Below are 19,930 nucleotides of genomic sequence, written 5' to 3'. Positions count from 1 at the left end.
GCGGGCTTGTACGACCGCGAGCGTGTCATGGTAACGGGAGGCACCACGTGAACCCAGTGGTTAAGTCCTTGTCCGTCGAGCGGGCGATCGGCCCCTCCGCAGACAAGTTTCTGGTCAAGAAGCCGACGCAGGAACAGGCCGAAGAGGCCGTCCGCACGCTGATCCGCTGGGCCGGCGACGATCCGGCGCGGGAGGGCCTGCGCGAAACGCCCCACCGCGTCGCCAAGGCCTACAAGGAATTTTACAAGGGCTATGCCGACGATCCGGATGACATCCTCGACCGTGTCTTCGAGGAGGTCGAGGACTATCAGGACATGGTCCTGGTGCGCGACATCCCGTTCTATTCGCATTGCGAGCACCACATGGTGCCTTTCGTCGGCAAGGCGCATATCGGCTACTACCCGTCGAAGGGCGTCGTCGGGCTCTCCAAGCTCGCCCGCATCGTCGATGTCTTCGCTCGCCGCCTGCAGACGCAGGAGACGATGACCGCCCAGATCGCCAAGGTCATCGAGAGGGCGCTGAAGCCACGCGGCGTCGCCGTGCTGATCGAAGCCGAGCATATGTGCATGTCGATGCGCGGCGTACAGAAGCAGGGCTCGACCACCCTGACCACGCAGTATACCGGCCTGTTCAGGGATCCGGCCGAGCAGGTTCGCTTCTTCACCATGGTGAAGTCCCCTGGGCTGTAGCCCGTTGCTTTGCGTTTGGCCGACAGACCCGCCGGCACTACAAGGGCGCATCGTCGCGATGCGCCCTTTTTCGTTCGGAGCCTTCCATGCCGCCCTTTCCCACTGCGCCGGACAAGCAGGCCCTCGAGGAGGGCACGACGCTCAGCCCGCGCTTCGACGCCAACGGCCTCGTCACCTGCGTCACCACGGACGCCGCCACCGGCGAGCTGCTGATGGTCGCCCATATGAACGCCGACGCACTGGCGCGTTCGATCGAGACCGGCGAAGCCTGGTACTGGTCGCGCTCGCGCGGCGAGCTCTGGCACAAGGGCGCGACCTCCGGCCAGATCCAGACCATCGTCGAGATGCGGGTCGATTGCGACCAGGACGCGCTCTGGCTGAAGGTAAATGTGGCGGGCGACGGCGGCTGCTGCCACACCGGGCGCCACTCCTGCTTCTATCGCGTCAAGCCGTTGCGCGAGGATGCCGCAAGGCCCCTCGCCTTTGGCTGAGGCCGATCGCCGCAATTGAGAAAGCCTTCACCAAGCTTTCATTTTTCCGTCAAATGCGACCGGTACCGGCAACCTTTGTACCGGCGGTGACGGTTTGATCATGGAAGCCTGCGACGCTTGGGTCTCCCCGGAGGGACCGGCCCATGTTGTGGGAAAGTGTCGCGCGGCGAGCCCTTGGATTGGGCGGAGGCGGGCTTGGCGAAGGCGGGCTTGGCGCAAACGGATCTGGCGGAGGTAGAACGCCGATGAACGAGCTGAGCGTGGAAACGCCCGCGCCGAACGGCCGGCCCAAGATCGGACTGGCGCTGGGCGGCGGCGCGGCTCGTGGCTGGGCCCATATCGGCGTGCTCGAGGTTCTGAACGAGGCCGGGTACCGGCCGGACGTGATCGCCGGAACCTCGATCGGCGCCGTCATCGGCGGCTGCTTTGCCGCAGGCAAGCTGGACGAGATCGCCGAGTTCGCCACCAACCTGACCAAGCGCCGCGTCGTCGGGCTGATGGATTTCCATATCGGCGGAGCCGGCTTGATCGGCGGCGGCCGCCTGAAGCGGCTGCTCGAGCGCGATCTCGCCGATCAGCGCATCGAGACACTGCCGATGCGCTTCGTCGCGATCGCGACCGAACTCGGCACCGGCCATGAGATCTGGCTGACCAAGGGGCCGCTGGTCGAGGCGTTGCGCGCCTCCTATGCGCTGCCGGGCGTGTTCGACCCGGTCAAGCTCGGCGGGCGCTGGCTGATGGACGGCGCGCTGGTCAATCCGGTACCCGTCACAGCGGCGCGGGCGCTCGGCGCCGATGTCGTGATCTGCGTCAACCTCAACAGCGAGCTCATGGGCCGCGGCACCACGATCCAGAACCACATCGCCGAGCCCGATCCCGAGGTCGTTCCGGAGATCGACGTCCAGCCGACCTCGCGCTGGCTCGGGGGCATCACCGGTGCGGCGCGCCGGGTCCGCGAACTCGTCGGCGGCTCGAACGAGGCCCGGCCCGGCCTGGCCGGGGTGATGATCGATGCCTTCAACATCACCCAGGACCGGATCTCGCGCTCGCGCCTTGCGGGCGATCCGCCCGACGTCATGATCGGCCCAAAACTTGCCCGCACCGGCCTCTTCGACTTCCACCGCGCCGAAGAGACCATCGAACTCGGCCGCCAGGCGACGCGACGCATGCTCGAAGATATCGAGGCCGCCATCGCCGGCAGCCGCATCTCGGCCTGAAGCGGCAGACCGTCAGGCCATTGCGATATAGTCGCGCATCGCCCGGCTTTCGGCCTCGATGGCGGCGACGCGGTGCTTCACAACGTCGCCGATCGAGACGATGCCGACGACGCGACCGCTCTCGACGACCGGGACATGGCGGAAGCGGCCGGATGTCATCAACTCCATCAGCTCATCGACGCTGGTTTGGTAGCGGCAGGTCACCACCTTCGACGTCATCACGCGGGAAACGGCGCTTTCGAGCGCCGCGGCGCCGTGCTCGCCCAGCGCCCGGATGATGTCGCGCTCGGACAGGATCCCGACCAGGGCCCCGTCTGCACCCATCACCGCCACCGCGCCGATGCGCCGTTCGGTGAGCGTGCTGATCACTTCGGCCAAGGTGCGATGCGGCTGGACCGAAATGACTTCCCGACCCTTGTCTCCCAGCAGTTGCTCGACATTCATGGCATCATCCTCCGTGCGGTGGCGCCGTTATGCGGCGCGCGGGATCACCGTGATCCCCGCTGCCGCCGACGAACATCACCTGCCGGGAGGGCCTCGGGAACGTAGCGAATGTCGCGAGTGTGGGGGAAGACGAGGACGCGGGCAAGCTCCGCGGGCGGGCTGCGCTCAGCGGCGCAACGCGCCCCTGTCCAGCAAGGGAAACAGCAGGAGCCCGGTCAGGAATCCGCCGATATGGGCCTCCCAGGCGATGCTCGTCTCTTCGCCGAAGATCGGCACCAGTCCCGCTCCGAACAGGATATTCGTCGCGAACCAGACCACGATGAACAGCAAGGCGCGTGAATTGCGCCACAGCTCTCCCATCGGCTCGGCGGGAATGGCGCGGACGACCGCATCGTCGGACAGCGAGCCGAAGCGCAGCCCCGGCGCAAAGACGAAGCGAATCGCAGCCGCGGTCGCCCCCGACACCGCAGCCGAGGCGCCGACGAGCGGCAGCACGTCGAGCTCGCGCGAGAACCAGTGCAGCAGCGCGCCGCCGATGGTCGAGAGCCCCATCAGGGTCAGGAAGCGCCCGCTGCCGAGCCGGCGCGCCACCGGGCTGCCGAAGGCCGCAAGCCAGACGACATTGGTGATCAGATGGACCCAGGAGCCATGCAGCAGCCCGTAGCTCAGCAGCGTCCAGAGCCTGGGGCCGCCATCGGCCAGCAGGATCCGGACCAGCTGCAACCGGCCCGCCAGCTCCTGTCCGGCTGTCGATGTCGCCACCGCGCTGACCATCTCGTCGAGACGGTCCGGCGCGAGCCAGAGGCTCAGCCGTGCCGGAACGAAGGCGAACCAGGACATCAGAATATAGTCGTCATAGTCCGAGAGCAGCGAGCGGGCGCCCTGTATCAGCGCCAGCGCCACGATCAGCCAGACGACGGAGGCCGGCAGGTTGACGGCAGGCTCGCGTGGTGACGGCGAAGGAGGACTGGAGGGAACGTGGGACATGCGCCGCAACCCTTGCCGAAGCCACCGTCCGTGGCAAGCGACGGCACCCGCCGGCCTCAACGAAAAAGGGGAGCCGCCTTGCGGCGCTCCCCTTTTCCCCCGGCGTTGCGGACGTTGCGATGGCCAACATCGCACGCCGCGGTCACGTCCCCGCCGGCCCCTCCGGATGCAGGTTCAAGCCCCGCAAATCACGTACAATTTGATAAGCATTTTAATCGGTTATCCACAAACGCAACCTTTCGTTAACCCTAACGCGCCGTTCACCCGAACAGCCAGGAGCGCACATGGCAAGACGGTATGGCGCCTGCGTCCTTCGAATCATGAAGGACTGATTCGTCCCTCCTCCTGACGCTTCTGCTCCATTCCGGGACGCAGGGGCTTCGGCGGAAGGCGAGCCGGGCAGCATTGGGTAACGGAATGAAAAACACGAGCACGCGCCTGGTTTTCGACTACTGGGACGCTCTTCGGGGCGAACGGGCGGCACCGGAGCGTGGCGAGATAGAGCCGGGCGCGCTGCGTCACGCGCTGGCCGATACCTTCGTTCTGGAGAATGAACCAATCGGACCTGTCTTCAGGCTTGCGGGAACGCGGCTCTGTGCCCTCATCGGCCATGAATTGCGCGGGCGCGCCTTCACGGCGCTCTGGCCCGATGTCGAATCGCAGGCCGAGATGCGCCGCCTCACGCAGACAGTGATGGACGAGAGTGCCGGCGCGGTCGCGGGCCTGGCCGGCGAGACACATAGTGGCGCCCCCGCCTATCTCGAGCTGCTGCTCCTGCCCTTGCGCTATCGCGGCCGTACGCATGCGCGCATGCTCGGCGCGCTATCGGCCGCCACGACGCCGGAATGGCTCGGCCTGGACACTCTCGAATCGATGCGCATGATCTCGCTGCGCATGCTCTGGCCGGGCGTCGGCCTGCGCCCGCAACCCCAGCCCGCCATGCGTTCGCAACCGCCCAAGTTCATGGTTCTGCCGGGTGGCCGGGCCTGAAGGACTAACCGCTCGTTAACCAGAGGACTTATAGGATCGGCCCGAAACAGGCTGACCCTTGATGTTGAGCGCTCTCCAAACGCCCCGGACGGCTACACGCACTGTTGAGCGCAGGCGGCATCATCGTATGAAGGTCGTGCTGTTGGGGCGCTATATGCTGCCCAATCGCATGGAATATCCCTGCCAGACGATCGACATCTCCCCCGGCGGCGTTCACCTCGCCGCGCCGGCCCGGGCCAACCCCGGCGATCGCGTCATCGTCTATCTCGAACATCTCGGCCGCATCGAAGGCACCTGCGTGCGCACGACGATGGAAGGCTTCGCGATGACCATCACCGCGACCAGCCGCAAGCGGGAGAAGTTCACGGCGCAGTTGACCTGGCTCGCCAATCGCGAGGAACTCGGCCTGCCCGAGGATAGGCGACACGAGCGAGTCATCCCACGTAATCCACGTGCGATCGTCACGATGGAGGACGGGGCCGAGCATGTCGTCCGGCTCATCGACATCTCGCTGTCGGGCACCGCATTCACGACCGATCTCGACCTGCCGATGAACACGCCGGTCCGGATCGGCTCGACGCCGGCCAAGATCGTGCGCCGCTTCGACGGCGGCTTCGCCGCGGAGTTCCGCTTCCCGCTCTCGGCCGACCTGCTCGACGAGAACCTGGAACTCTGAGCCTCCGGGCCATCCCCTAGCCCACCCGCCGGGGCCATCCCGCGCGTTTCGGCAGAGCATGCTTGCGCGGGCCGCCGCCAGCCGCCATAGCCAGCAGCTCTTCCGGAGCGCTGCGAATGCCGGCCACGCCGTACAAGCTGATCATCTTCGACTTCGACGGCACCCTGGCCGACACCTTCCCATGGTTCGCCCGCGTCCTGAACGGCGTCGCCGACCGCTACCGCTTCCGCAGGATCGCGCCGGACGAAGTCGAGGCGCTGCGTGGGCACAGCGCGCGGCAGCTCATCGCTCATCTTGGCGTAGCACGGTGGAAGCTGCCCTTCATTGCCCGCCACATGCGTCAGCTGGCGGCCAGCGACGACCAGCCAGTCCCGGTTTTTCCTGGGATCGACACCATGCTGCGAGAGCTCCGGCGCGAAGGCTTCGTCCTGGCCATCGTCAGCTCCAACTCGGAAGGCAACATCCGGCGGGCGCTCGGCAGCGAGCTGGCGGCAACCTTCGCACATTTCGCCTGCGGCGCCGGCTTGTTCGGCAAGACGACGAAATTCCGCCAGATCGCAAAGCGCGCCGGCATCGAGCACAGACAATGCCTTTGCATCGGCGACGAGATCAGGGATTTTGAAGCTGCCAGCGAAGCCGGCATGGCCTTTGGCGCCGTGAGCTGGGGTTTCACCAGCCCCGCCGCGCTGCAGGCGCTCGGCCCAGACTTCATGTTCCCGCACCCCGACGCCATCGCCGCGGAATTGCTCGGCATGGATGTGCAGACACCTCACACAACGCCCGACGGCACGACCGGAAAAGGGGCTTTCGTTCAAGAATCGGCTGCACCAAGCAGTGGTTAATCAATCTCTATTTGGAACGAAGCCATAATTAACAGCCCCTGAATTCTGCCACCCGATTTGACGACAAAACGTTGTGCCACGATTTATGCTAAGAAGAGCGACCAGAGTAGACTGGCGAATTCGCTACAATTGTTCGTTTTCATTTCAACTCAAATCCATGCGCTGACGGCATCGTCCACCCCAGGGACAGAAAGGGGACGACATGCCTTCAAGACACCGCAGCTTCATGGGTACCGCTCTGGCGCTTCTGATGGTCGCCGCCGGCGCCTCCGCAGCCCAGGCACAGCAGTCCGGCGCCGGCATTCCGGTCGCCAGCGCACCGGCGAACGTCTCGGGCGACGCCCGGGCGCCTTACGCCTGGACGGATCTCTGCAAGCGCATGCCGGCGGAATGCCGCGTCAACCTGAATGAGGAAGAGCGCGTCGAGATGACGCCAAAGCTCTGGAAGACCCTCGTCACGCTCAACCAGCGTATCAATCGCGAGATCGAGGCGGTCACCGACCAGGAACACTGGGGCGTGGTCGATCGCTGGGACCTGCCGGAGGACGGCAAGGGCGATTGCGAGGACTATGCGCTGCTGAAGCGCAAGCGCCTCGCCGAGACCGGCGTGCCGCGTCGCGCCATGCTGATCACCGTCGTCATCGACGAGGAGAATGCCGGCCACGCCGTGCTGATGGTCCGCACCGATCGCGGCGATTTCATCCTCGACAACAAGCGCAACGCCGTCCTGCCCTGGAGCCAGACCGGCTACGTCTACGTCAAGCGCGAGTCGCAGCTGCGGACGGGCTGGACCTCGCTCGGCGGCGCACAGACATCGACGGTCGCCTCGGTTCGCTGAGGTCGCGGAGAGACGGCCGTATCGCCCTCATTCCGGCGATCGGCCCGACGAGATCGGAGAGGCCATGGCCTCTCCTGATGGACGGCGAGACTTGGTCACGTCCCCACCCACCCGTCCCCAGACCGGGTTTCGCCATAGGGCCGGCTCCCTTCCCCGGGGGGCCGGCCCGCACTGCTTCAAGGGGTAGAAGCACCGCACGAGAGGGCGCGTCAGTCGAGCCTGACCAACCCTGCAGCGAACTGCTTCCAGCGCGCGACATAGCCGCGCGCCGTGCCGGTGATGCCGGCGACCGCGGCCTCGTCGAGCGTGCGGATCGCGCGTGCCGGCGAGCCGACGATCAGCGAATTGTCGGGAAACTCCTTGCCTTCCGTGACCAGCGCATTGGCGCCGACGAGGCTGTTGCGGCCGATCCTGGCGCCGTTCAGCACGGTCGCGCCCATGCCCACGAGACTGTTCTCGCCAATGATGCAGCCATGCAGGATGGCGCGGTGGCCGACCGTACTGCCCTCGCCGAGCACGAGCGGAAAGCCCATGTCGGTGTGCAGCACGCACCCTTCCTGGATGTTGCTGCCGGCGCGGATCTCGATCCACTCATTGTCCCCGCGCAGGACGGAGCCGAACCAGATGCCGACATCGACGCCGATGCGGACCCTGCCGATCAGATGGGCATCTGGCGCCAGCCACCATTGCCCCGCCGGCGGCGTCTCGGGCTTCAATCCGTCGAGTGAGTAGAGCGGCATGTCGGCATCCTTCCGGGAGGCGGGCCCGGCAGGAGTGACCGCCTCAAGGCATCGCCGTCAAGAGCTGAGCATCTGCAGCAGATCGAGCACGATCCGGCCGCAGGCGATGCTCCAGACCGAGGCGATCATGGCCGCCAGCATCACGAACATGAAGGGCCGGCCCTCGATCCGGCGGCCGCGTACGGTGTTGCGCACGATCAGGAATGGCGCGCTGAAGACCACGACCGGCACGCTCGCCACCGCGAACAACCCGCCCGCCTGAAGCAGGCGAAAATCGGCCCGCTGCGCCGTAAACAGTTCGAAGGCGCTGGCGAGCAGGCCCGCGAAGGCGAAGCCGATGAACAGCGACTGGATCGCCTCGAGTGCGGCAGGTTCGATCGTCAAGGGCTTCTGGCTCCCGCGGGCGATAGCGCCGGACCCTGCCGCATGGTTTACGAAGTGTGAAGAAAAGCCTGAACCGATGGTTAATGCCCAACCTCCAGGCAAACCCGCGCGGCGGCATGGTTTACGGGCCGTTAACGCGCTGATGCTTCAGTAGCGGCAGCATTTCCGAAGGCATCGCCGTGACCGCATATCATCCCCAGGATCTCGTCGCCGAGCCATCCCTGCACGCCCAGCAGAGCCAGCCCGCTCTGCCCGGGGCCGGCCTCACGACACTGGTCCGCTCGCGTCTGAAACGGCCGCCCCCGCCCTTGCCGCGCGCCGACGCGGCCCTGTTCAAGACGGCCATCGCGATCATGCTTGCCGGCGCGCTCGCTTCCGGGCTGGCGCTCTACCTGACGCATCGGACCGAAGACGGCGAACCCGTCGTCCAGCCGGCGAGGATCGGCTCGATCGCGCTGATGGTGCCGCAGAATCTGACAGGTGCAGAGCCCGACGATTCGAGCAGGCTCGTCGGCATGGTCCGCCTGCGCCTCGACTGGCCGAGCTTCGGCCCGGCCCAGGTCGGCCCGTCGCAGACCCAGAACCGCCAGCGGCTGCTCGTGACGTTGACCCCGCAGGACAAGGTCAACGAGCCGCAGACGCAATTGTCTGTCTATGCGCGCTTCCTGACGCCGACCGTCTGGTCCAACCCGGGTGGACTCGTCGTGCGCGGCTTTCGCAAGGGCTCGCCTTATGAGAACGACGAACTCTATGTTTCGGTGCCGGATGGTCGCGGCTTTGCCGCGCGCTGCCCGCTCGACAACGGCAGATCCGACCTGGACGAGCCATGCCGTGTCACGTTCCGGCATCGCGGAATGGATGTGAACATCCGCTTCCCGCGCAGCATCATCGCCGACTGGGAGCTGATGCTCGGCGGCGTGCGCCGCACCATCGACGGCATGATGCGCTGAGCGCAGTCTCCGGCCCCGCGGCGCGGATCGACGTCCGCGAGGCACCGGAACACAGAAGGCCGCGCTCGGCGGCCTCCGCAGCAACGTCCCGGGAATGGCGGGCTCAGTCTTCCAGGTCGACGTCCAGGATCGCCATCGTAAAGTTGAACGAGCGGTCACCATCCTCGTCGTCGACATGGATGATGCCGATGAACTCCTCGCCGAGATAGACCTCGGCCGAATCGGTCTTCTTCATCCGCGCGCGAACGCTGATGGCATGGTTGGCGAAGGTGCGTCGCAGGTACCCTTCGAGCTTGGCGAGTTCTGTCTTGTCCACGGTGTCGGTCCTTATCGGTTGACGGGAGCGATGCCATGACCGGCCCGGGAGGGCAAGCAAAAGCGGTCCCACGGATGTCTGGTACCGGAGCGAGCTTTGGCGGTGAGCGTGCCGCATGCCCGTCGTTTCCGGGCCGGGGTTTCAGCCCGGCGCGCCGGCGGCCATAGTACCGCTCCCGACGCTGACTGTGGATTCCGGCGATGACGACCTGGCTTGCCCCCGCCCTCGACTACGTCTCTTCCTGGCTCGCCTTCCAGCATCAGCATCACCTGCAGCCTGGCGTCGCGATCGCGGTCACACAGGGCGACCGGCTCATGCTCGAGGCGGCGTTCGGACAGGCCGATCGTGCGACGGGCGAAGCCCTGACGCCGCGCCACGGCTTCCGCATCGCCTCCCATTCCAAGAGCTTCACCGCCGCCGGCCTGCTGAAGCTGGCGGAGGCTGGGCGCCTTCGCCTCGATGACGCTGTCGGAACCTATGTGCCGGGTCTGCACCCCGAGATTGCCGCGGCGACGCTGCGCCAGATCGTTTCCAACAGTGCCGGTCTGACACGCGACGGGCCCGATAGCGGGCAGTTCACCGACCGCCGCCCCTATCTGGACAAGGCGACCCTGCTGGCCGATCTCTCCGCACCGCCACCCTTGCCGGCCTCGCAGCGCTTCAAGTACTCGAACCATGGCTTCGCGCTGCTCGGACTCGTCATCGAGGCGGTGACCGAGCGCCCCTATGCCGAATGGATCGCGCAGGAGGTCGTGGCCGCCGCCGGGCTCCTCGAAACCACGCCAGGCATCGAGGGCTGGGGCGCGAGGCCGATGGCGAAGGGCCATAGCGGGCGCCAGCCGCTGGACCGGCGTATCGTCATTCCCGCCGACAACCCCGGCCATGCCATGGACGCAGCCGCCGGTTTCGTCGCCACCGCCGCCGATGTCGCGCGCTATTTCGCGCAGCTCGCGCCCACGGCATCGACCAGCATCCTGTCCCCCCTATCGCGCCGGGAGATGAGCCGCCGCCACTGGGCCGACGACGAGAGCGTGCTCGGCCGGCATTACGGGCTCGGCACGATCTCCGGCGGCCGGGGCGGCTGGCGCTGGTTCGGTCATTCCGGCGGCTTCCAGGGCTTCATCACCCGCACCGCCGTCTTCCCCGAACAGGACTTGACGGTGTCCGTGCTGACCAACGCCATCGATGGCCTGGCACACCCCTGGCTCGACGGCGTCGTCTCGATCCTCCGGCGGTTCAAGGAGGAGGGCCCGGCCTCCGCCGACCGCGCCGACTGGAGTGGCCGCTGGTGGACCCTGTGGGGCTGCAACGATCTGGTGGCGATGTCCGGCAAGGTTCTCGTCGCGAATCCGGCCCTGCTCGAGCCGTTCCAGGACGCTCCCGAGATCGCCTTCGAGACGCAGGACACTGGGCGCATCGCGCGAGCCTCGGGCTTCAGCAGCCCCGGCGAAACGGTGACGCTGAACCGCGGCGCCGATGGCCGCGTGGAATCGGTCCGGCTTGGCGGCGGCCTGCTGGTGGCGAAGGAGGCCCTGCAGGCGGAGATGACGGAGCGCTACCTGAATTCGTAGCGGCTGTCGGGAGAAGCCCGCCGCCGCAGCAGCTTACGGCAGCGGCGGGCCTGTGCCCGGTCAGATGTAAGCGCCGCTGTCGCCCGACAGGATCTGGTCCATCGAGCGCGACGGCTCGGCACAGCCGGCCTCGCCGACGACCTTGGCGGGCACGCCCGCCACCGTCTTGTTGCGCGGCACGGCCGAGAGTACGACCGAGCCGGCCGCGACCCGGGCGCATTGCCCGATCTCGATATTGCCGAGGATCTTGGCACCCGCGCCGATGAGCACGCCCTTGCGGATCTTGGGATGGCGGTCGCCGCCCTGCTTGCCCGTGCCGCCCAGCGTCACGTCCTGCAGCATCGAAACATCGTCCTCGATCACCGTGGTCTCACCGACGACAAGGCCGGTGGCATGGTCGAGGAAGACGCCCTTGCCGATCTTGGCTGCTGGGTTGATATCGGTCTGGAAGACCTCCGAGGAACGGCTCTGGAGGTAGAGCGCGAAGTCCCGGCGGTCCTGCCGCCAGAGCCAATTCGCCAGGCGATGGCATTGCAGGGCATGGAAGCCCTTGAAGAAGAGCACGGGCTCGAGGACGCGGTAGCAGGCCGGATCACGGTCGAGCACGGCGAGCACATCCGCCCGCATGCCCTGCGAGACCGTCTCATCCGCGGCCAGCGCCTCGGCAAAGGCCTGTTCGATCAGGTCGGCGGAAACGGCCGGATGCCCCAGCCGCACGGCGACGCGATGGCCCACCGCAGCCTCGAAGCTCGGCTGGTTGAGCACGGAGGCGACGATCAGGCCACCCAGCGAAGGCTCGGCGGCGACCGCAGCCTCCGCCTCGCGCCGCAACCGCGACCAAACGGGATCGAGACGATCGAGCCCGGTCGCATGATCGCGTGCCTCGGCGACGGAACGCCCTGACGACATGGTTGTTCTCCGGAAAAGTCGTTCGGCGATGCAAACACTAGCACCGGATGCGGCATTCGCACCAAAGGTGATTGCAGGGCCGAGTTGATTCAACGTGGCAGGCGGCGGATTCAGTCTTTGAGCTGCCGTCGACAACACATTGGCGTCGCACGCTTTTCCATATTGCCACCAAACAGCGCGATCATTCTCACAAACGCGACAGAAAGTCGAGCACGGCCTGCTTGTGGCTCTTGTCGCCGACGGCGAGGTTGTGGTCGCGCCCCTCGACGTCGAAGGATTGGGCACCAGGGATCAGCGCCGCCAGTTCGGGCCCCGAGCCCGCGACATCGTCCTTCGTGCCGACACTAACGAGCGTCGGCACCGCGATGCTGCCGACCTGGGCCACGCTCAAGGTCTGGCGCGAGCCCCGGATGCAGGCCGCGAGTGCCTTGAGATCGCTTTTCGTCGCATCAGCGAAGGCACGGAACATCCGCTGCATCGGGTCGGTGAGCACGTCCAGCGACGGCGCCTCCATCGCATCCGCGATGCCCAGCGGCAGGCCGACACCCTCGACCAGATGGATGCCGAGCCCACCGAGCAGCAGCCCCTTCAGCCGCTGCGGATGCGCCAGCGCGAGATGCGCCGAGATCCGCGCCCCCATCGAGTAGCCCATGACGAAGGCGCGGGGGATGTCGAGGTGGTCCATCAGCCTGCGCACATCCTCGGCCATGACCTGCGAGGAATAGGCGGCGGGGTCGTAGAGCTTCTCGCTCTGGCCGTGGCCGCGATTGTCGAGCGCGACGACGCGATAGCCGGCATGGGTCAGCGTCTTCGTCCACTGGGTGTTGACCCAGTTGACCATGTGGCTGGAGCCGAAGCCGTGGACGAGAATGATCGTCTCGTGGCGGTCGACCTCCCCCGTCGGGGCGAGGTCGATGAAAGCGAGCGTGACGCCGTCGGATGAGAAGCTCTGCATGGCGAACCGTCGTGATGGCAATGGCGAAGCCTCCCAGTGCCATGTCGAGCGTGGTTTGGGTAGCCGCACCGGCGCAAGCTGCCTATGAAGGCGGACATGAGCCCGATCACGTCATGAGTGAAGCCGCTTCCTCCGCAGCGCGGCCCCCTTCCCGCTCGCGCCTCGAATTCGTCGATCTGGCGCGCGGCTTCGCGCTGCTCGCCATGTTCGTCTTCCACTTCGCCTATGATCTCGCCGATTTCGGCCTGACCGACGTCGACGTACCGAACGAACCGGGCTGGCGCCTTTTCGCACGGTTGATCGCGGGCTCCTTCCTGACGCTGGTCGGTGTCAGCCTCGTGCTGGCGACACGCAAGGGCCTGAACCGCCGCGCCTTTCTGAAGCGGCTCGCCATGGTCGCTGGCGCGGCCGCGGTGGTGACGATCGCCACCTTCTTCGCGATGCGATCGAGCTTCATCTTCTTCGGCATCCTGCATCACGTCGCACTGGCGAGCGTGCTGGCGCTTCCCTTCCTGCGTCTGCCCGTGCTGGTCGTGGCGGCCTCCGCGATCATCGCCTTCGCCCTGCCCCGGTTCGTCGCCTACCCGCTGCTTGACGAGCCCTGGCTGGCCTGGCTCGGCTTCTCCAGGGCCCCGCTGGTCTCGGCCGATTTCGTGCCGGTCTTCCCCTGGTTCGGCTGCGTGCTCGGCGGAATCGTGCTGGCCCGGCTGGCGCTGCCATGGATCGAAGGCTCGGCGCTTGCCGGCTGGCGGGCCAAGGCACTGCCGGCACGGCTCGTCGTCTGGGGTGGTCGCCACAGCCTGCTGGTCTATCTCGTCCACCAGCCCGTCTTCATCGGCCTGCTGATGCTTGCCCTGCAGATCATGCCGATGCGGCCGGTCGCGGACGAACAGCCCTTCATGCAGGCATGCCAGCGAAGCTGCGCGCAGGGCGGCTTCGATCGCAATGAATGCGAGCCGCTCTGTGCCTGCACGGTCGATTCGCTGAAGCGCGAGAGCCTGTGGCCCAAGGTCCGCGACAACAGCCTGAGCGAAACCGAGCGGACGCGCATGACCGAGCTGGCCCAGGCCTGTCGGCCTCCATCGAAGCCGCGCTGAGGCAATCGCGCACTGGCGCTGGGCCGCCTGGCGCGATAGTTTGCGGCCACATCACGAGCTAAGAGCGACGCACATGGCCGACCACGGCATTCCGCATTTCCACAACGACACCGGCGTAGCCGTCATCCATGTCGGCGCGCATGAGTTCAAGTGCATCGGCGCCAAGCCGCCCTTCGACCACCCGCATGTCTATCTCGACATGGGTTCGGACCACGAGATCGTCTGCCCCTATTGCTCGACGCTGTTCAAGTACGACGCCTCGCTGAAGGCCGGCGCCTGCTCGCCGCCGGAATGCGCGCATCACGAAACGTCCAAGGCGGCCTGAGGGAATCCGGCCCGAGAACGGGCCGTACAGCCTGGAACCGCATCCGCGGCGCGGGTTCTGAGGGGCCCCCGCGCCCAATCTGAACCAAGTGCTGAAGGCCTTCCGCTTTGTCCGCTCCTCATTTTCTGATCGCCGGCGCCGGGATCGGCGGGCTGACCATGGCCCTGTCCCTGGCCCACCGTGGCATCTCCGCGACCGTCATCGAGAAGCGGACCGGTTTCGGCGAACTGGGCGCCGGCCTGCAGATCAGCCCCAATTCCGGACGCGTGCTCGACGAGTTGGACCTGACCTTGCCACTGAAACGCGTCAGCGTCAGTTCGCACGGCCTGCTGATCCGCCGCTGGAGCGACGGCACCCAACTGCTCGAGATGCCGCAGCATCCCGAACGGCTGCCGACGCCGTTCCGGATGCTGAAGCGCAACGACCTGCACACAGTGCTGCTCGATGCCGCCCGCGCCATGCCGAATATCCGCCTCATGGTCGGGCGGGCCGTGCACGAGATCGCCCAGGACGAGACCAGCGTCTCGGTCGCCCTCACCGGCCAGAGCGGCAATGGCGAGACCATCCAGGGGCTTGGCCTGATCGGCGCGGACGGATTGTGGTCGCAGGTCCGCGACCTGACGGGCGACACCTCCCCCCCGGTCTTCACCGGCTACGAGGCCTGGCGCGCGCTGGCGCCCGGCTCGAAGGCCGAGAAGCCACGCGTCAGCCTGCATCTCGGCTCGGGTCGCCACATGGTCCATTACGCGGTCGCAGGCGGCCGCGAGACCAATGTGGTGGTGATCCGGCCGACGAAGCAGGCCCGTGAGGGCTGGTCGCGCGACGGCGATACCCAGGTCCTCGCGGAGCATGTCGCCGGCGGCTCGCAGGCGCTGCGGGAGCTCGTGTCATCGGCCAAGGGCTGGCAGGTCTGGTCGCTGTTCGACCGCAAGCCCGCGGCCATGGCAAAGGGGCGCATCGCGCTCTTGGGCGACGCCGCCCATCCGGTCCTGCCCTTCCTCGCGCAGGGCGCCTCGCTCGCGATCGAGGATGCCGCCGTTCTCGCCCGTCTGCTGGCGGAGCGACTGCAGGCCGAGGGCGCACCCGGCGTCCCGGCCGCGATGGCGGCCTATGCGGCAGCGCGGGCGGCCCGGGCGGCGCGCGTCCAGGAAGCCAGCCGCAGCAATGGCCGGACCTACCATCTCGGCTGGCCCTGGAACATCGGGCGCGACATCGGCCTGCGGCGCCTCGGCGCGGAGGGGCTGCGCAAGCGCTATGGCTGGCTCTACGACTGGCGCGATGCGTGAAAATCCAGAAGACTTGACCTTGGGTGATCTCGTCTTCGCCGCATTTCGTACCTAGCTTCCGATGATCTGCAATCGGATGAAGGTGTCATGATCCGCGTCAATCTCTACGAACAGCTCGGCGGCCGGACCGCCCAAATGCCACGCTGGGCCGCCTGGCTCGCAATGGCGGCGAGCCTCGCCGTCGGCATCGTGCTGTTCCTGATCGCCGCGAGCCTCGCCCTGATCCTCATCCCCGTCGTCGCCGTGGCCGGTGCGATCGCCGTCTGGCGCCTGCGCAGCAAGATGAAGGCAGCAGGGATCGACCCGTCCGCACCCTTTCCGCAGCAGCGCGGTCAGGCCGGGCACGTCGAGATCATCGACGCCGAGTACCGCATCATCGACCAGGGCGAGCCGCCCCGCCGCTGAGCGCCGTCGTCACGGCGCAAATCGTGTCAGGACAACGCCTGCGATGGCGCAGGCCGCGAGCGTCGGGATCATCCCGGCCTTGAAGCGCAGCATCGCGACCATCGCAGCCGCTGACAGCAGCGCCGCCCGCCAGTCGAGCGAGGCGAGCACGGGCCAATCCGGCGAGAGGCCGAGGATCTCCAGCGGTCGCACCTGCCTGAACAAAACGTGCAGCCCAAACCACAAGGCGAGATTCATGATCACGCCGACGACGGCCGCGGTGATCGCCCCCAATGCCGCCGAGAGAGCCTGGTTGCCGCGCAGCGCCTCGACATAGGGCGCGCCGAGGAAGATCCAGAAGAAGCACGGCGCGAAGGTGACCCACAAGGTCAACAGGGCCCCGAGGCTGCCCGCCAGCAAGGGCGGCAGGTCTCCAGGCGCGCGGAACCCGGCGAGGAAGCCGACGAACTGCAGCACCAGGATGAGCGGGCCGGGCGTGGTCTCGGCAAGACCGAGCCCGTCGATCATCTCGCCCGCAAGCAGCCAGCCATGGGTCTCGACGGCGGCCTGAGCGACATAGGCGAGCACCGCATAGGCCCCGCCAAACGTTACTACCGCCATCGTGCTGAAGAAGCTGCCGAGCTGCGTCCAGACGCTGCCGCCCCCGGTCCAGAGCCAAAGCAGCAGCACGGGCCCGAGCCAGAGCGGCAGCCAGATCGCGATGGTCCGCAGCGCCTTGGCGCGCTTCGGCCGCACATGGGCGAGTTCGCCACGCGCGAACAGAACATCGACGATACCTGTCACGTCGGGACCCGCCTTGCCATGACCGGCCTGCGCCCCGAACAGCCGGGGCGCGAAACGGTGACCGATCCAGCCGATGATGCCGGCAGCCAGGACGATCGCCGGAAACGGCGCCTTGAACAGGAAGATCGCGACGAAGGCGATGATCGCGATCGCCACCATCGCCCTGTTCTTGAGCGCACGCCGGCTGATCCTGAGCCCGGCCTCGATCACCACGGCCAGCACCGCGGCCTTGACCCCGAAGAACAGGCCATCGACCAGCGGCACATGCCGGTAGAGCACATAGAGGATGCTCAGACCCAGCATCACCAGCGCGCCGGGCAGGATGAAGAGCAGCCCGGCGATCAGCCCGCCAATGGTCCGGTGCATCAGCCAGCCGATATAGACCGCGAGCTGCTGCGCCTCCGGGCCAGGCAGCAGCATGCAATAGTTCAGCGCATGCAGGAACCGCTCCTCGCCGATCCAGCGGCGCTCCTCGACCAGCTCCTTGTGCATCAGGGCGATCTGCCCGGCCGGTCCCCCGAAGGAGAGCAGACCGATGCGCGCCCAGACGCGCGTCGCCTCGGACAGCGTCGGCAGTGTCGTGGGGACGTCGATGCCCCCGTCGGTCGTCATGACGGTCATGGCGGCCCCCTATGACGTCGCCGGCCCAGCGGGCCAGTTGTGCGTTTCCTCGCTCGCATCACGGCACCAGCGATAGAACGCGTCGTAGAGCAGCATGCCTGCCTCCAGCTGTGCGAGATCATCCCTGAACATGCGTGACAGCCCCAGCGAAGCGGCGAGCAATCCGGACGCCTGCGGAACGTTCTCGAGCGTGGCGGTATCGGCGGCACGCACGATCGCGGCCAGCCGGTCGAGGGCCGGGCCGGCGAGCCCGAACTCCTCGATCATGATGTCGAATGTGCAACGCTCGCCCCGATGGCTCCAGAAGACGCCGTCGATGTCGAACGGTGTCGCATCGAAGCGCTCGGCCACGGCCGCGACCTCTGAGGGCGAGACGAACAGGAATACCGCCTCGCGATCGACGAAGCGCCGGATCAGCCAAGGACAGGCGATCCGGTCGACCTTCGGCCGCGTCCGGGTCACCCAGACGCTGCGCCCGGAGGCATCGCGCGGCGGGAGGGCATCGCTGCGAACCAGCGTGCCGCCGGCGTCTCGCCAGGCCTCGAACCCGCCGGCAAGGTTTTCGGCGGCGACATCATGATGGCGCAACCAGGCGGCCACGCCTTCGCTGAGCTTCAGGCCGCGCTGGCAGACGACGACGACGCGCCGGCCGGCATAAGCGCCCGCCCATGCCGCGACATCGCCATGGGAACGCTTGTCCGCGGCAGGCAGCAGGCGCGGATCTGCCGCGACATCCTCCGGAATGCGGACATCTATGATGACGGGCGCATCGGGCAGGCCGACGAGCCGGGACAGTTGGGCAGCGCTGATCGAGATGTTGGAAGACATGAGCGTCCATCCTGAGACCGAGGATATTGGACGCGAGCCTTGGGCCGAAGCCTCACGGGGTCGTCGCGATTGAACCCCTTGCCGAGGATTAGATCACGACGCTCCGGTGCCCGTCAACGCAGCATGTGGCGGGCTCAGTCGATCCGGCTGACCAGGATCTTGTCGATCCGTCGGCCGTCGAGATCGACGACCTCGAAGCGCCAATGCCCCTTCTCGAAGGCTTCGCCGACATTGGGCAGATGGTTCATCTCGGCCAGGATGAAGCCGGCAACGGTCTGGAAATCGGCATCGCGCGGGATATGGATCCCGAGTTCATGCGAGAATTCATCGACCTGCATCCAGCCGGCAACCAGCCAGGAGCCGTCCTCGCGCGTGACGATTGGCGGCTCGTCTTCCTCTTCCTCCTGGAAGGCGCCGATGATCGCCTCGAGCACGTCGCCGGGCGTGATGATGCCCTCGAAATGGCCGTACTCGTCGAAGACCAGGGCCATATGGACCCGCGAGGAGCGGATCTCGCGCAGGACATGCAGCGCGCCTGCTGTATCCATCACTACCGGCGCCTCGCTCACCAGCTCGCGCAAGTCGTGCTTCTCGCCCACGGAGAGGAAGTCGATCAGCTCCTTGACCACGACGACGCCGATGATCGAATCCGCCTCGCCTTCCTGCACGGGCAGGCGCGAACGGCGCGTGGCGCGCAGCTGCTCGCGAATCTCGTCGGCGCTGTCGGCGAGGTCGATCACCTCGACCTCGCGGCGCGGCGTCATCAGCGCCCGTGCCGAACGGTCGGCGAGGCGCATCACGCCGGAGATCATCTCGCGCTCGTCGCGCTCCAGCACGCCGGCGGTCTCGGCCTCGGCGATGATCGTGCGGACTTCTTCTTCCGTGACCTTCTCCTCGGGCTCGCCCTTGTGGCCGAGCAAAGCCAGGACCGCCTTGCCCGACACATCCAGCAGCAACACCAGCGGCGCACCTATTTTGGAGAGCAGCGACATCGCCGGCGCGACACGCGCCGCGACCCGCTCGGGATCGCGCAAGGCAATCTGCTTGGGCACGAGTTCGCCGACGATCAGCGACAGGTAAGTGATGGCGACGACGACGACGCCGACGCCGACGCCGTCCGCCATCGCCGGCGTAAGCCCTTGTGTCATCAGCCATTCCGACAGCCGCGAACCCAAGGTCGCGCCCGAGAAGGCGCCCGAGAGCACACCGACCAGCGTGATGCCGATCTGCACGGTGGAGAGGAAGCGGCCCGGATTGTCGGCGAGGCGGATTGCGGTGGTGGCGCCCCGGTTGCCTTGATCGCTGAGAACCTTGAGTCGGGCCGGACGGGACGAGACGACCGCGAGTTCCGACATGGCGAGCAGACCGTTGATCACGGTCAGGGCCACGACGATCAGTATTTCGGTTAACAAAACCAGTCCGTGTCATGCAAGACCGCACTGTTGGCGGCCCGCTTCGAGCCTTTCTTATAGCGGATGCCACGGTTATGGCGATGGCTCAGCGCAAAAAATTTGCGAGGGTGCAAGGATGCCCCGAGCATGCGCCGAGGATGCCGCGAGCATGACCGAAGACAGAGCGACGCCGTG

Annotated in this window: 23 protein-coding genes; 13 read left to right on the top strand and 10 right to left on the bottom strand. The window is 66.9% G+C overall.

The features are described from left to right. The first annotated feature begins 68 nt into the window (after window positions 1-68). From folE to VGN82_RS25365, 3 genes are all read left to right on the top strand, one after another. A complete protein-coding gene (gene folE, locus VGN82_RS25375) occupies window positions 69-689 on the top strand; it encodes a GTP cyclohydrolase I FolE (protein ID WP_327529960.1) in 621 nt (206 codons plus the stop codon). An 86-nt stretch (window positions 690-775) separates the two neighbouring features. Next, on the top strand, window positions 776-1,180 hold the full coding sequence (gene hisI / locus VGN82_RS25370) for a phosphoribosyl-AMP cyclohydrolase (RefSeq protein ID WP_327529842.1): 405 nt from the start codon (window positions 776-778) through the stop codon (window positions 1,178-1,180). A 245-nt stretch (window positions 1,181-1,425) separates the two neighbouring features. Next, a complete protein-coding gene (locus VGN82_RS25365; protein WP_327529841.1) occupies window positions 1,426-2,397 on the top strand; it encodes a patatin-like phospholipase family protein in 972 nt (323 codons plus the stop codon). 12 nt (window positions 2,398-2,409) lie between these two features. On the opposite strand, the gene VGN82_RS25360 is transcribed toward VGN82_RS25365, so the two are convergent. Together VGN82_RS25360 and VGN82_RS25355 are read right to left on the bottom strand one after the other, a co-directional pair. Next, window positions 2,410-2,841 (bottom strand): CBS domain-containing protein, encoded by a 432-nt coding sequence (locus VGN82_RS25360; protein ID WP_327529840.1) that lies wholly within the window; start codon window positions 2,839-2,841, stop codon window positions 2,410-2,412. Window positions 2,842-3,006: 165 nt separating this feature from the next. Continuing rightward, window positions 3,007-3,828, bottom strand: coding sequence for a rhomboid family intramembrane serine protease (locus VGN82_RS25355; RefSeq protein ID WP_327529839.1), 822 nt, complete (start codon window positions 3,826-3,828; stop codon window positions 3,007-3,009). A 417-nt stretch (window positions 3,829-4,245) separates the two neighbouring features. Between VGN82_RS25355 and VGN82_RS25350 the strand changes: the two genes are divergently transcribed. The 4 genes from VGN82_RS25350 to VGN82_RS25335 all read left to right on the top strand — a co-directional run bounded on the left by VGN82_RS25350 (window position 4,246) and on the right by VGN82_RS25335 (window position 7,174). Beyond that, window positions 4,246-4,818, top strand: coding sequence for a PAS domain-containing protein (locus VGN82_RS25350; RefSeq protein WP_327529838.1), 573 nt, complete (start codon window positions 4,246-4,248; stop codon window positions 4,816-4,818). Window positions 4,819-4,879: 61 nt separating this feature from the next. After that, window positions 4,880-5,494, top strand: coding sequence for a PilZ domain-containing protein (locus VGN82_RS25345; RefSeq protein WP_327529837.1), 615 nt, complete (start codon window positions 4,880-4,882; stop codon window positions 5,492-5,494). A 116-nt stretch (window positions 5,495-5,610) separates the two neighbouring features. Beyond that, window positions 5,611-6,336, top strand: a complete 726-nt coding sequence (locus VGN82_RS25340; protein ID WP_327529836.1) for an HAD hydrolase-like protein — start codon at window positions 5,611-5,613, stop codon at window positions 6,334-6,336. Window positions 6,337-6,538: 202 nt separating this feature from the next. Continuing rightward, complete coding sequence (locus tag VGN82_RS25335; protein WP_327529835.1) at window positions 6,539-7,174, top strand: transglutaminase-like cysteine peptidase; 636 nt, start codon at window positions 6,539-6,541, stop codon at window positions 7,172-7,174. A 209-nt stretch (window positions 7,175-7,383) separates the two neighbouring features. Here VGN82_RS25335 and VGN82_RS25330 read toward each other — a convergent pair whose 3' ends face one another. Both VGN82_RS25330 and VGN82_RS25325 read right to left on the bottom strand, forming a co-directional pair. After that, entirely contained in the window at window positions 7,384-7,914 is a 531-nt protein-coding gene (locus tag VGN82_RS25330) for a gamma carbonic anhydrase family protein (RefSeq protein ID WP_327529834.1), read from the bottom strand. Between the two features lie 57 nt (window positions 7,915-7,971). Further along, window positions 7,972-8,298 carry a DUF6949 family protein gene (locus VGN82_RS25325; RefSeq protein ID WP_327529833.1) on the bottom strand — a complete coding sequence of 109 codons (327 nt, stop codon included), beginning with the start codon at window positions 8,296-8,298 and terminating at the stop codon, window positions 7,972-7,974. A gap of 179 nt (window positions 8,299-8,477) precedes the next feature. Between VGN82_RS25325 and VGN82_RS25320 the strand changes: the two genes are divergently transcribed. Continuing rightward, window positions 8,478-9,248 carry a hypothetical protein gene (locus VGN82_RS25320; protein ID WP_327529832.1) on the top strand — a complete coding sequence of 257 codons (771 nt, stop codon included), beginning with the start codon at window positions 8,478-8,480 and terminating at the stop codon, window positions 9,246-9,248. A gap of 103 nt (window positions 9,249-9,351) precedes the next feature. Here the strand turns inward: VGN82_RS25320 and VGN82_RS25315 are convergent, their stop codons facing one another. Next, a complete protein-coding gene (locus VGN82_RS25315; RefSeq protein WP_056806570.1) occupies window positions 9,352-9,564 on the bottom strand; it encodes a DUF3126 family protein in 213 nt (70 codons plus the stop codon). A 200-nt stretch (window positions 9,565-9,764) separates the two neighbouring features. Here VGN82_RS25315 and VGN82_RS25310 point away from each other — a divergent pair, with 200 nt between their 5' ends. After that, window positions 9,765-11,135, top strand: coding sequence for a serine hydrolase domain-containing protein (locus VGN82_RS25310; RefSeq protein ID WP_327529831.1), 1,371 nt, complete (start codon window positions 9,765-9,767; stop codon window positions 11,133-11,135). Between the two features lie 60 nt (window positions 11,136-11,195). On the opposite strand, the gene cysE is transcribed toward VGN82_RS25310, so the two are convergent. Together cysE and VGN82_RS25300 are read right to left on the bottom strand one after the other, a co-directional pair. Next, window positions 11,196-12,044, bottom strand: coding sequence for a serine O-acetyltransferase (cysE, locus tag VGN82_RS25305; RefSeq protein ID WP_327529830.1), 849 nt, complete (start codon window positions 12,042-12,044; stop codon window positions 11,196-11,198). A 187-nt stretch (window positions 12,045-12,231) separates the two neighbouring features. After that, window positions 12,232-12,999 (bottom strand): alpha/beta fold hydrolase, encoded by a 768-nt coding sequence (locus VGN82_RS25300; RefSeq protein ID WP_327529829.1) that lies wholly within the window; start codon window positions 12,997-12,999, stop codon window positions 12,232-12,234. A 113-nt stretch (window positions 13,000-13,112) separates the two neighbouring features. Here VGN82_RS25300 and VGN82_RS25295 point away from each other — a divergent pair, with 113 nt between their 5' ends. From VGN82_RS25295 to VGN82_RS25280, 4 genes are all read left to right on the top strand, one after another. After that, window positions 13,113-14,096, top strand: a complete 984-nt coding sequence (locus tag VGN82_RS25295) for a heparan-alpha-glucosaminide N-acetyltransferase (protein WP_327529828.1) — start codon at window positions 13,113-13,115, stop codon at window positions 14,094-14,096. Window positions 14,097-14,169: 73 nt separating this feature from the next. Further along, window positions 14,170-14,421, top strand: a complete 252-nt coding sequence (locus tag VGN82_RS25290) for a zinc-finger domain-containing protein (RefSeq protein WP_327529827.1) — start codon at window positions 14,170-14,172, stop codon at window positions 14,419-14,421. Between the two features lie 107 nt (window positions 14,422-14,528). Beyond that, window positions 14,529-15,707, top strand: a complete 1,179-nt coding sequence (locus VGN82_RS25285; RefSeq protein WP_327529826.1) for an FAD-dependent monooxygenase — start codon at window positions 14,529-14,531, stop codon at window positions 15,705-15,707. An 87-nt stretch (window positions 15,708-15,794) separates the two neighbouring features. Next, on the top strand, window positions 15,795-16,112 hold the full coding sequence (locus VGN82_RS25280; protein ID WP_327529825.1) for a hypothetical protein: 318 nt from the start codon (window positions 15,795-15,797) through the stop codon (window positions 16,110-16,112). 9 nt (window positions 16,113-16,121) lie between these two features. Here the strand turns inward: VGN82_RS25280 and chrA are convergent, their stop codons facing one another. From chrA to VGN82_RS25265, 3 genes are all read right to left on the bottom strand, one after another. Next, entirely contained in the window at window positions 16,122-17,516 is a 1,395-nt protein-coding gene (gene chrA, locus VGN82_RS25275; RefSeq protein ID WP_327529824.1) for a chromate efflux transporter, read from the bottom strand. 9 nt (window positions 17,517-17,525) lie between these two features. Beyond that, a complete protein-coding gene (locus tag VGN82_RS25270) occupies window positions 17,526-18,344 on the bottom strand; it encodes a sulfurtransferase/chromate resistance protein (protein ID WP_327529823.1) in 819 nt (272 codons plus the stop codon). A gap of 134 nt (window positions 18,345-18,478) precedes the next feature. Next, entirely contained in the window at window positions 18,479-19,741 is a 1,263-nt protein-coding gene (locus VGN82_RS25265) for a hemolysin family protein (protein ID WP_327529959.1), read from the bottom strand. Window positions 19,742-19,930: the final 189 nt, after the last annotated feature.

The organism is Allobosea sp. (genome assembly GCF_035999205.1).
In the GTDB taxonomy this organism is placed as follows: domain Bacteria; phylum Pseudomonadota; class Alphaproteobacteria; order Rhizobiales; family Beijerinckiaceae; genus Allobosea.
This window is presented reverse-complemented; position numbering and strand designations above follow the sequence as displayed.

Bases quoted from the DNA above. Each gene is read 5' to 3' on its own strand.
- VGN82_RS25340 (WP_327529836.1), top strand. From the start codon at position 5,611: ATGCCGGCCACGCCGTACAAGCTGATCATCTTCGACTTCGACGGCACC.
- VGN82_RS25365 (WP_327529841.1), top strand. From the start codon at position 1,426: ATGAACGAGCTGAGCGTGGAAACGCCCGCGCCGAACGGCCGGCCCAAG.
- VGN82_RS25270 (WP_327529823.1), bottom strand. From the start codon at position 18,344: ATGTCTTCCAACATCTCGATCAGCGCTGCCCAACTGTCCCGGCTCGTC.
- chrA (WP_327529824.1), bottom strand. From the start codon at position 17,516: ATGACCGTCATGACGACCGACGGGGGCATCGACGTCCCCACGACACTG.
- VGN82_RS25350 (WP_327529838.1), top strand. From the start codon at position 4,246: ATGAAAAACACGAGCACGCGCCTGGTTTTCGACTACTGGGACGCTCTT.
- VGN82_RS25355 (WP_327529839.1), bottom strand. From the start codon at position 3,828: ATGTCCCACGTTCCCTCCAGTCCTCCTTCGCCGTCACCACGCGAGCCT.
- VGN82_RS25345 (WP_327529837.1), top strand. From the start codon at position 4,880: ATGTTGAGCGCTCTCCAAACGCCCCGGACGGCTACACGCACTGTTGAG.
- VGN82_RS25310 (WP_327529831.1), top strand. From the start codon at position 9,765: ATGACGACCTGGCTTGCCCCCGCCCTCGACTACGTCTCTTCCTGGCTC.
- VGN82_RS25330 (WP_327529834.1), bottom strand. From the start codon at position 7,914: ATGCCGCTCTACTCACTCGACGGATTGAAGCCCGAGACGCCGCCGGCG.
- VGN82_RS25280 (WP_327529825.1), top strand. From the start codon at position 15,795: ATGATCCGCGTCAATCTCTACGAACAGCTCGGCGGCCGGACCGCCCAA.
- VGN82_RS25290 (WP_327529827.1), top strand. From the start codon at position 14,170: ATGGCCGACCACGGCATTCCGCATTTCCACAACGACACCGGCGTAGCC.
- VGN82_RS25300 (WP_327529829.1), bottom strand. From the start codon at position 12,999: ATGCAGAGCTTCTCATCCGACGGCGTCACGCTCGCTTTCATCGACCTC.
- VGN82_RS25360 (WP_327529840.1), bottom strand. From the start codon at position 2,841: ATGAATGTCGAGCAACTGCTGGGAGACAAGGGTCGGGAAGTCATTTCG.
- VGN82_RS25295 (WP_327529828.1), top strand. From the start codon at position 13,113: ATGAGTGAAGCCGCTTCCTCCGCAGCGCGGCCCCCTTCCCGCTCGCGC.
- hisI (WP_327529842.1), top strand. From the start codon at position 776: ATGCCGCCCTTTCCCACTGCGCCGGACAAGCAGGCCCTCGAGGAGGGC.
- VGN82_RS25335 (WP_327529835.1), top strand. From the start codon at position 6,539: ATGCCTTCAAGACACCGCAGCTTCATGGGTACCGCTCTGGCGCTTCTG.
- cysE (WP_327529830.1), bottom strand. From the start codon at position 12,044: ATGTCGTCAGGGCGTTCCGTCGCCGAGGCACGCGATCATGCGACCGGG.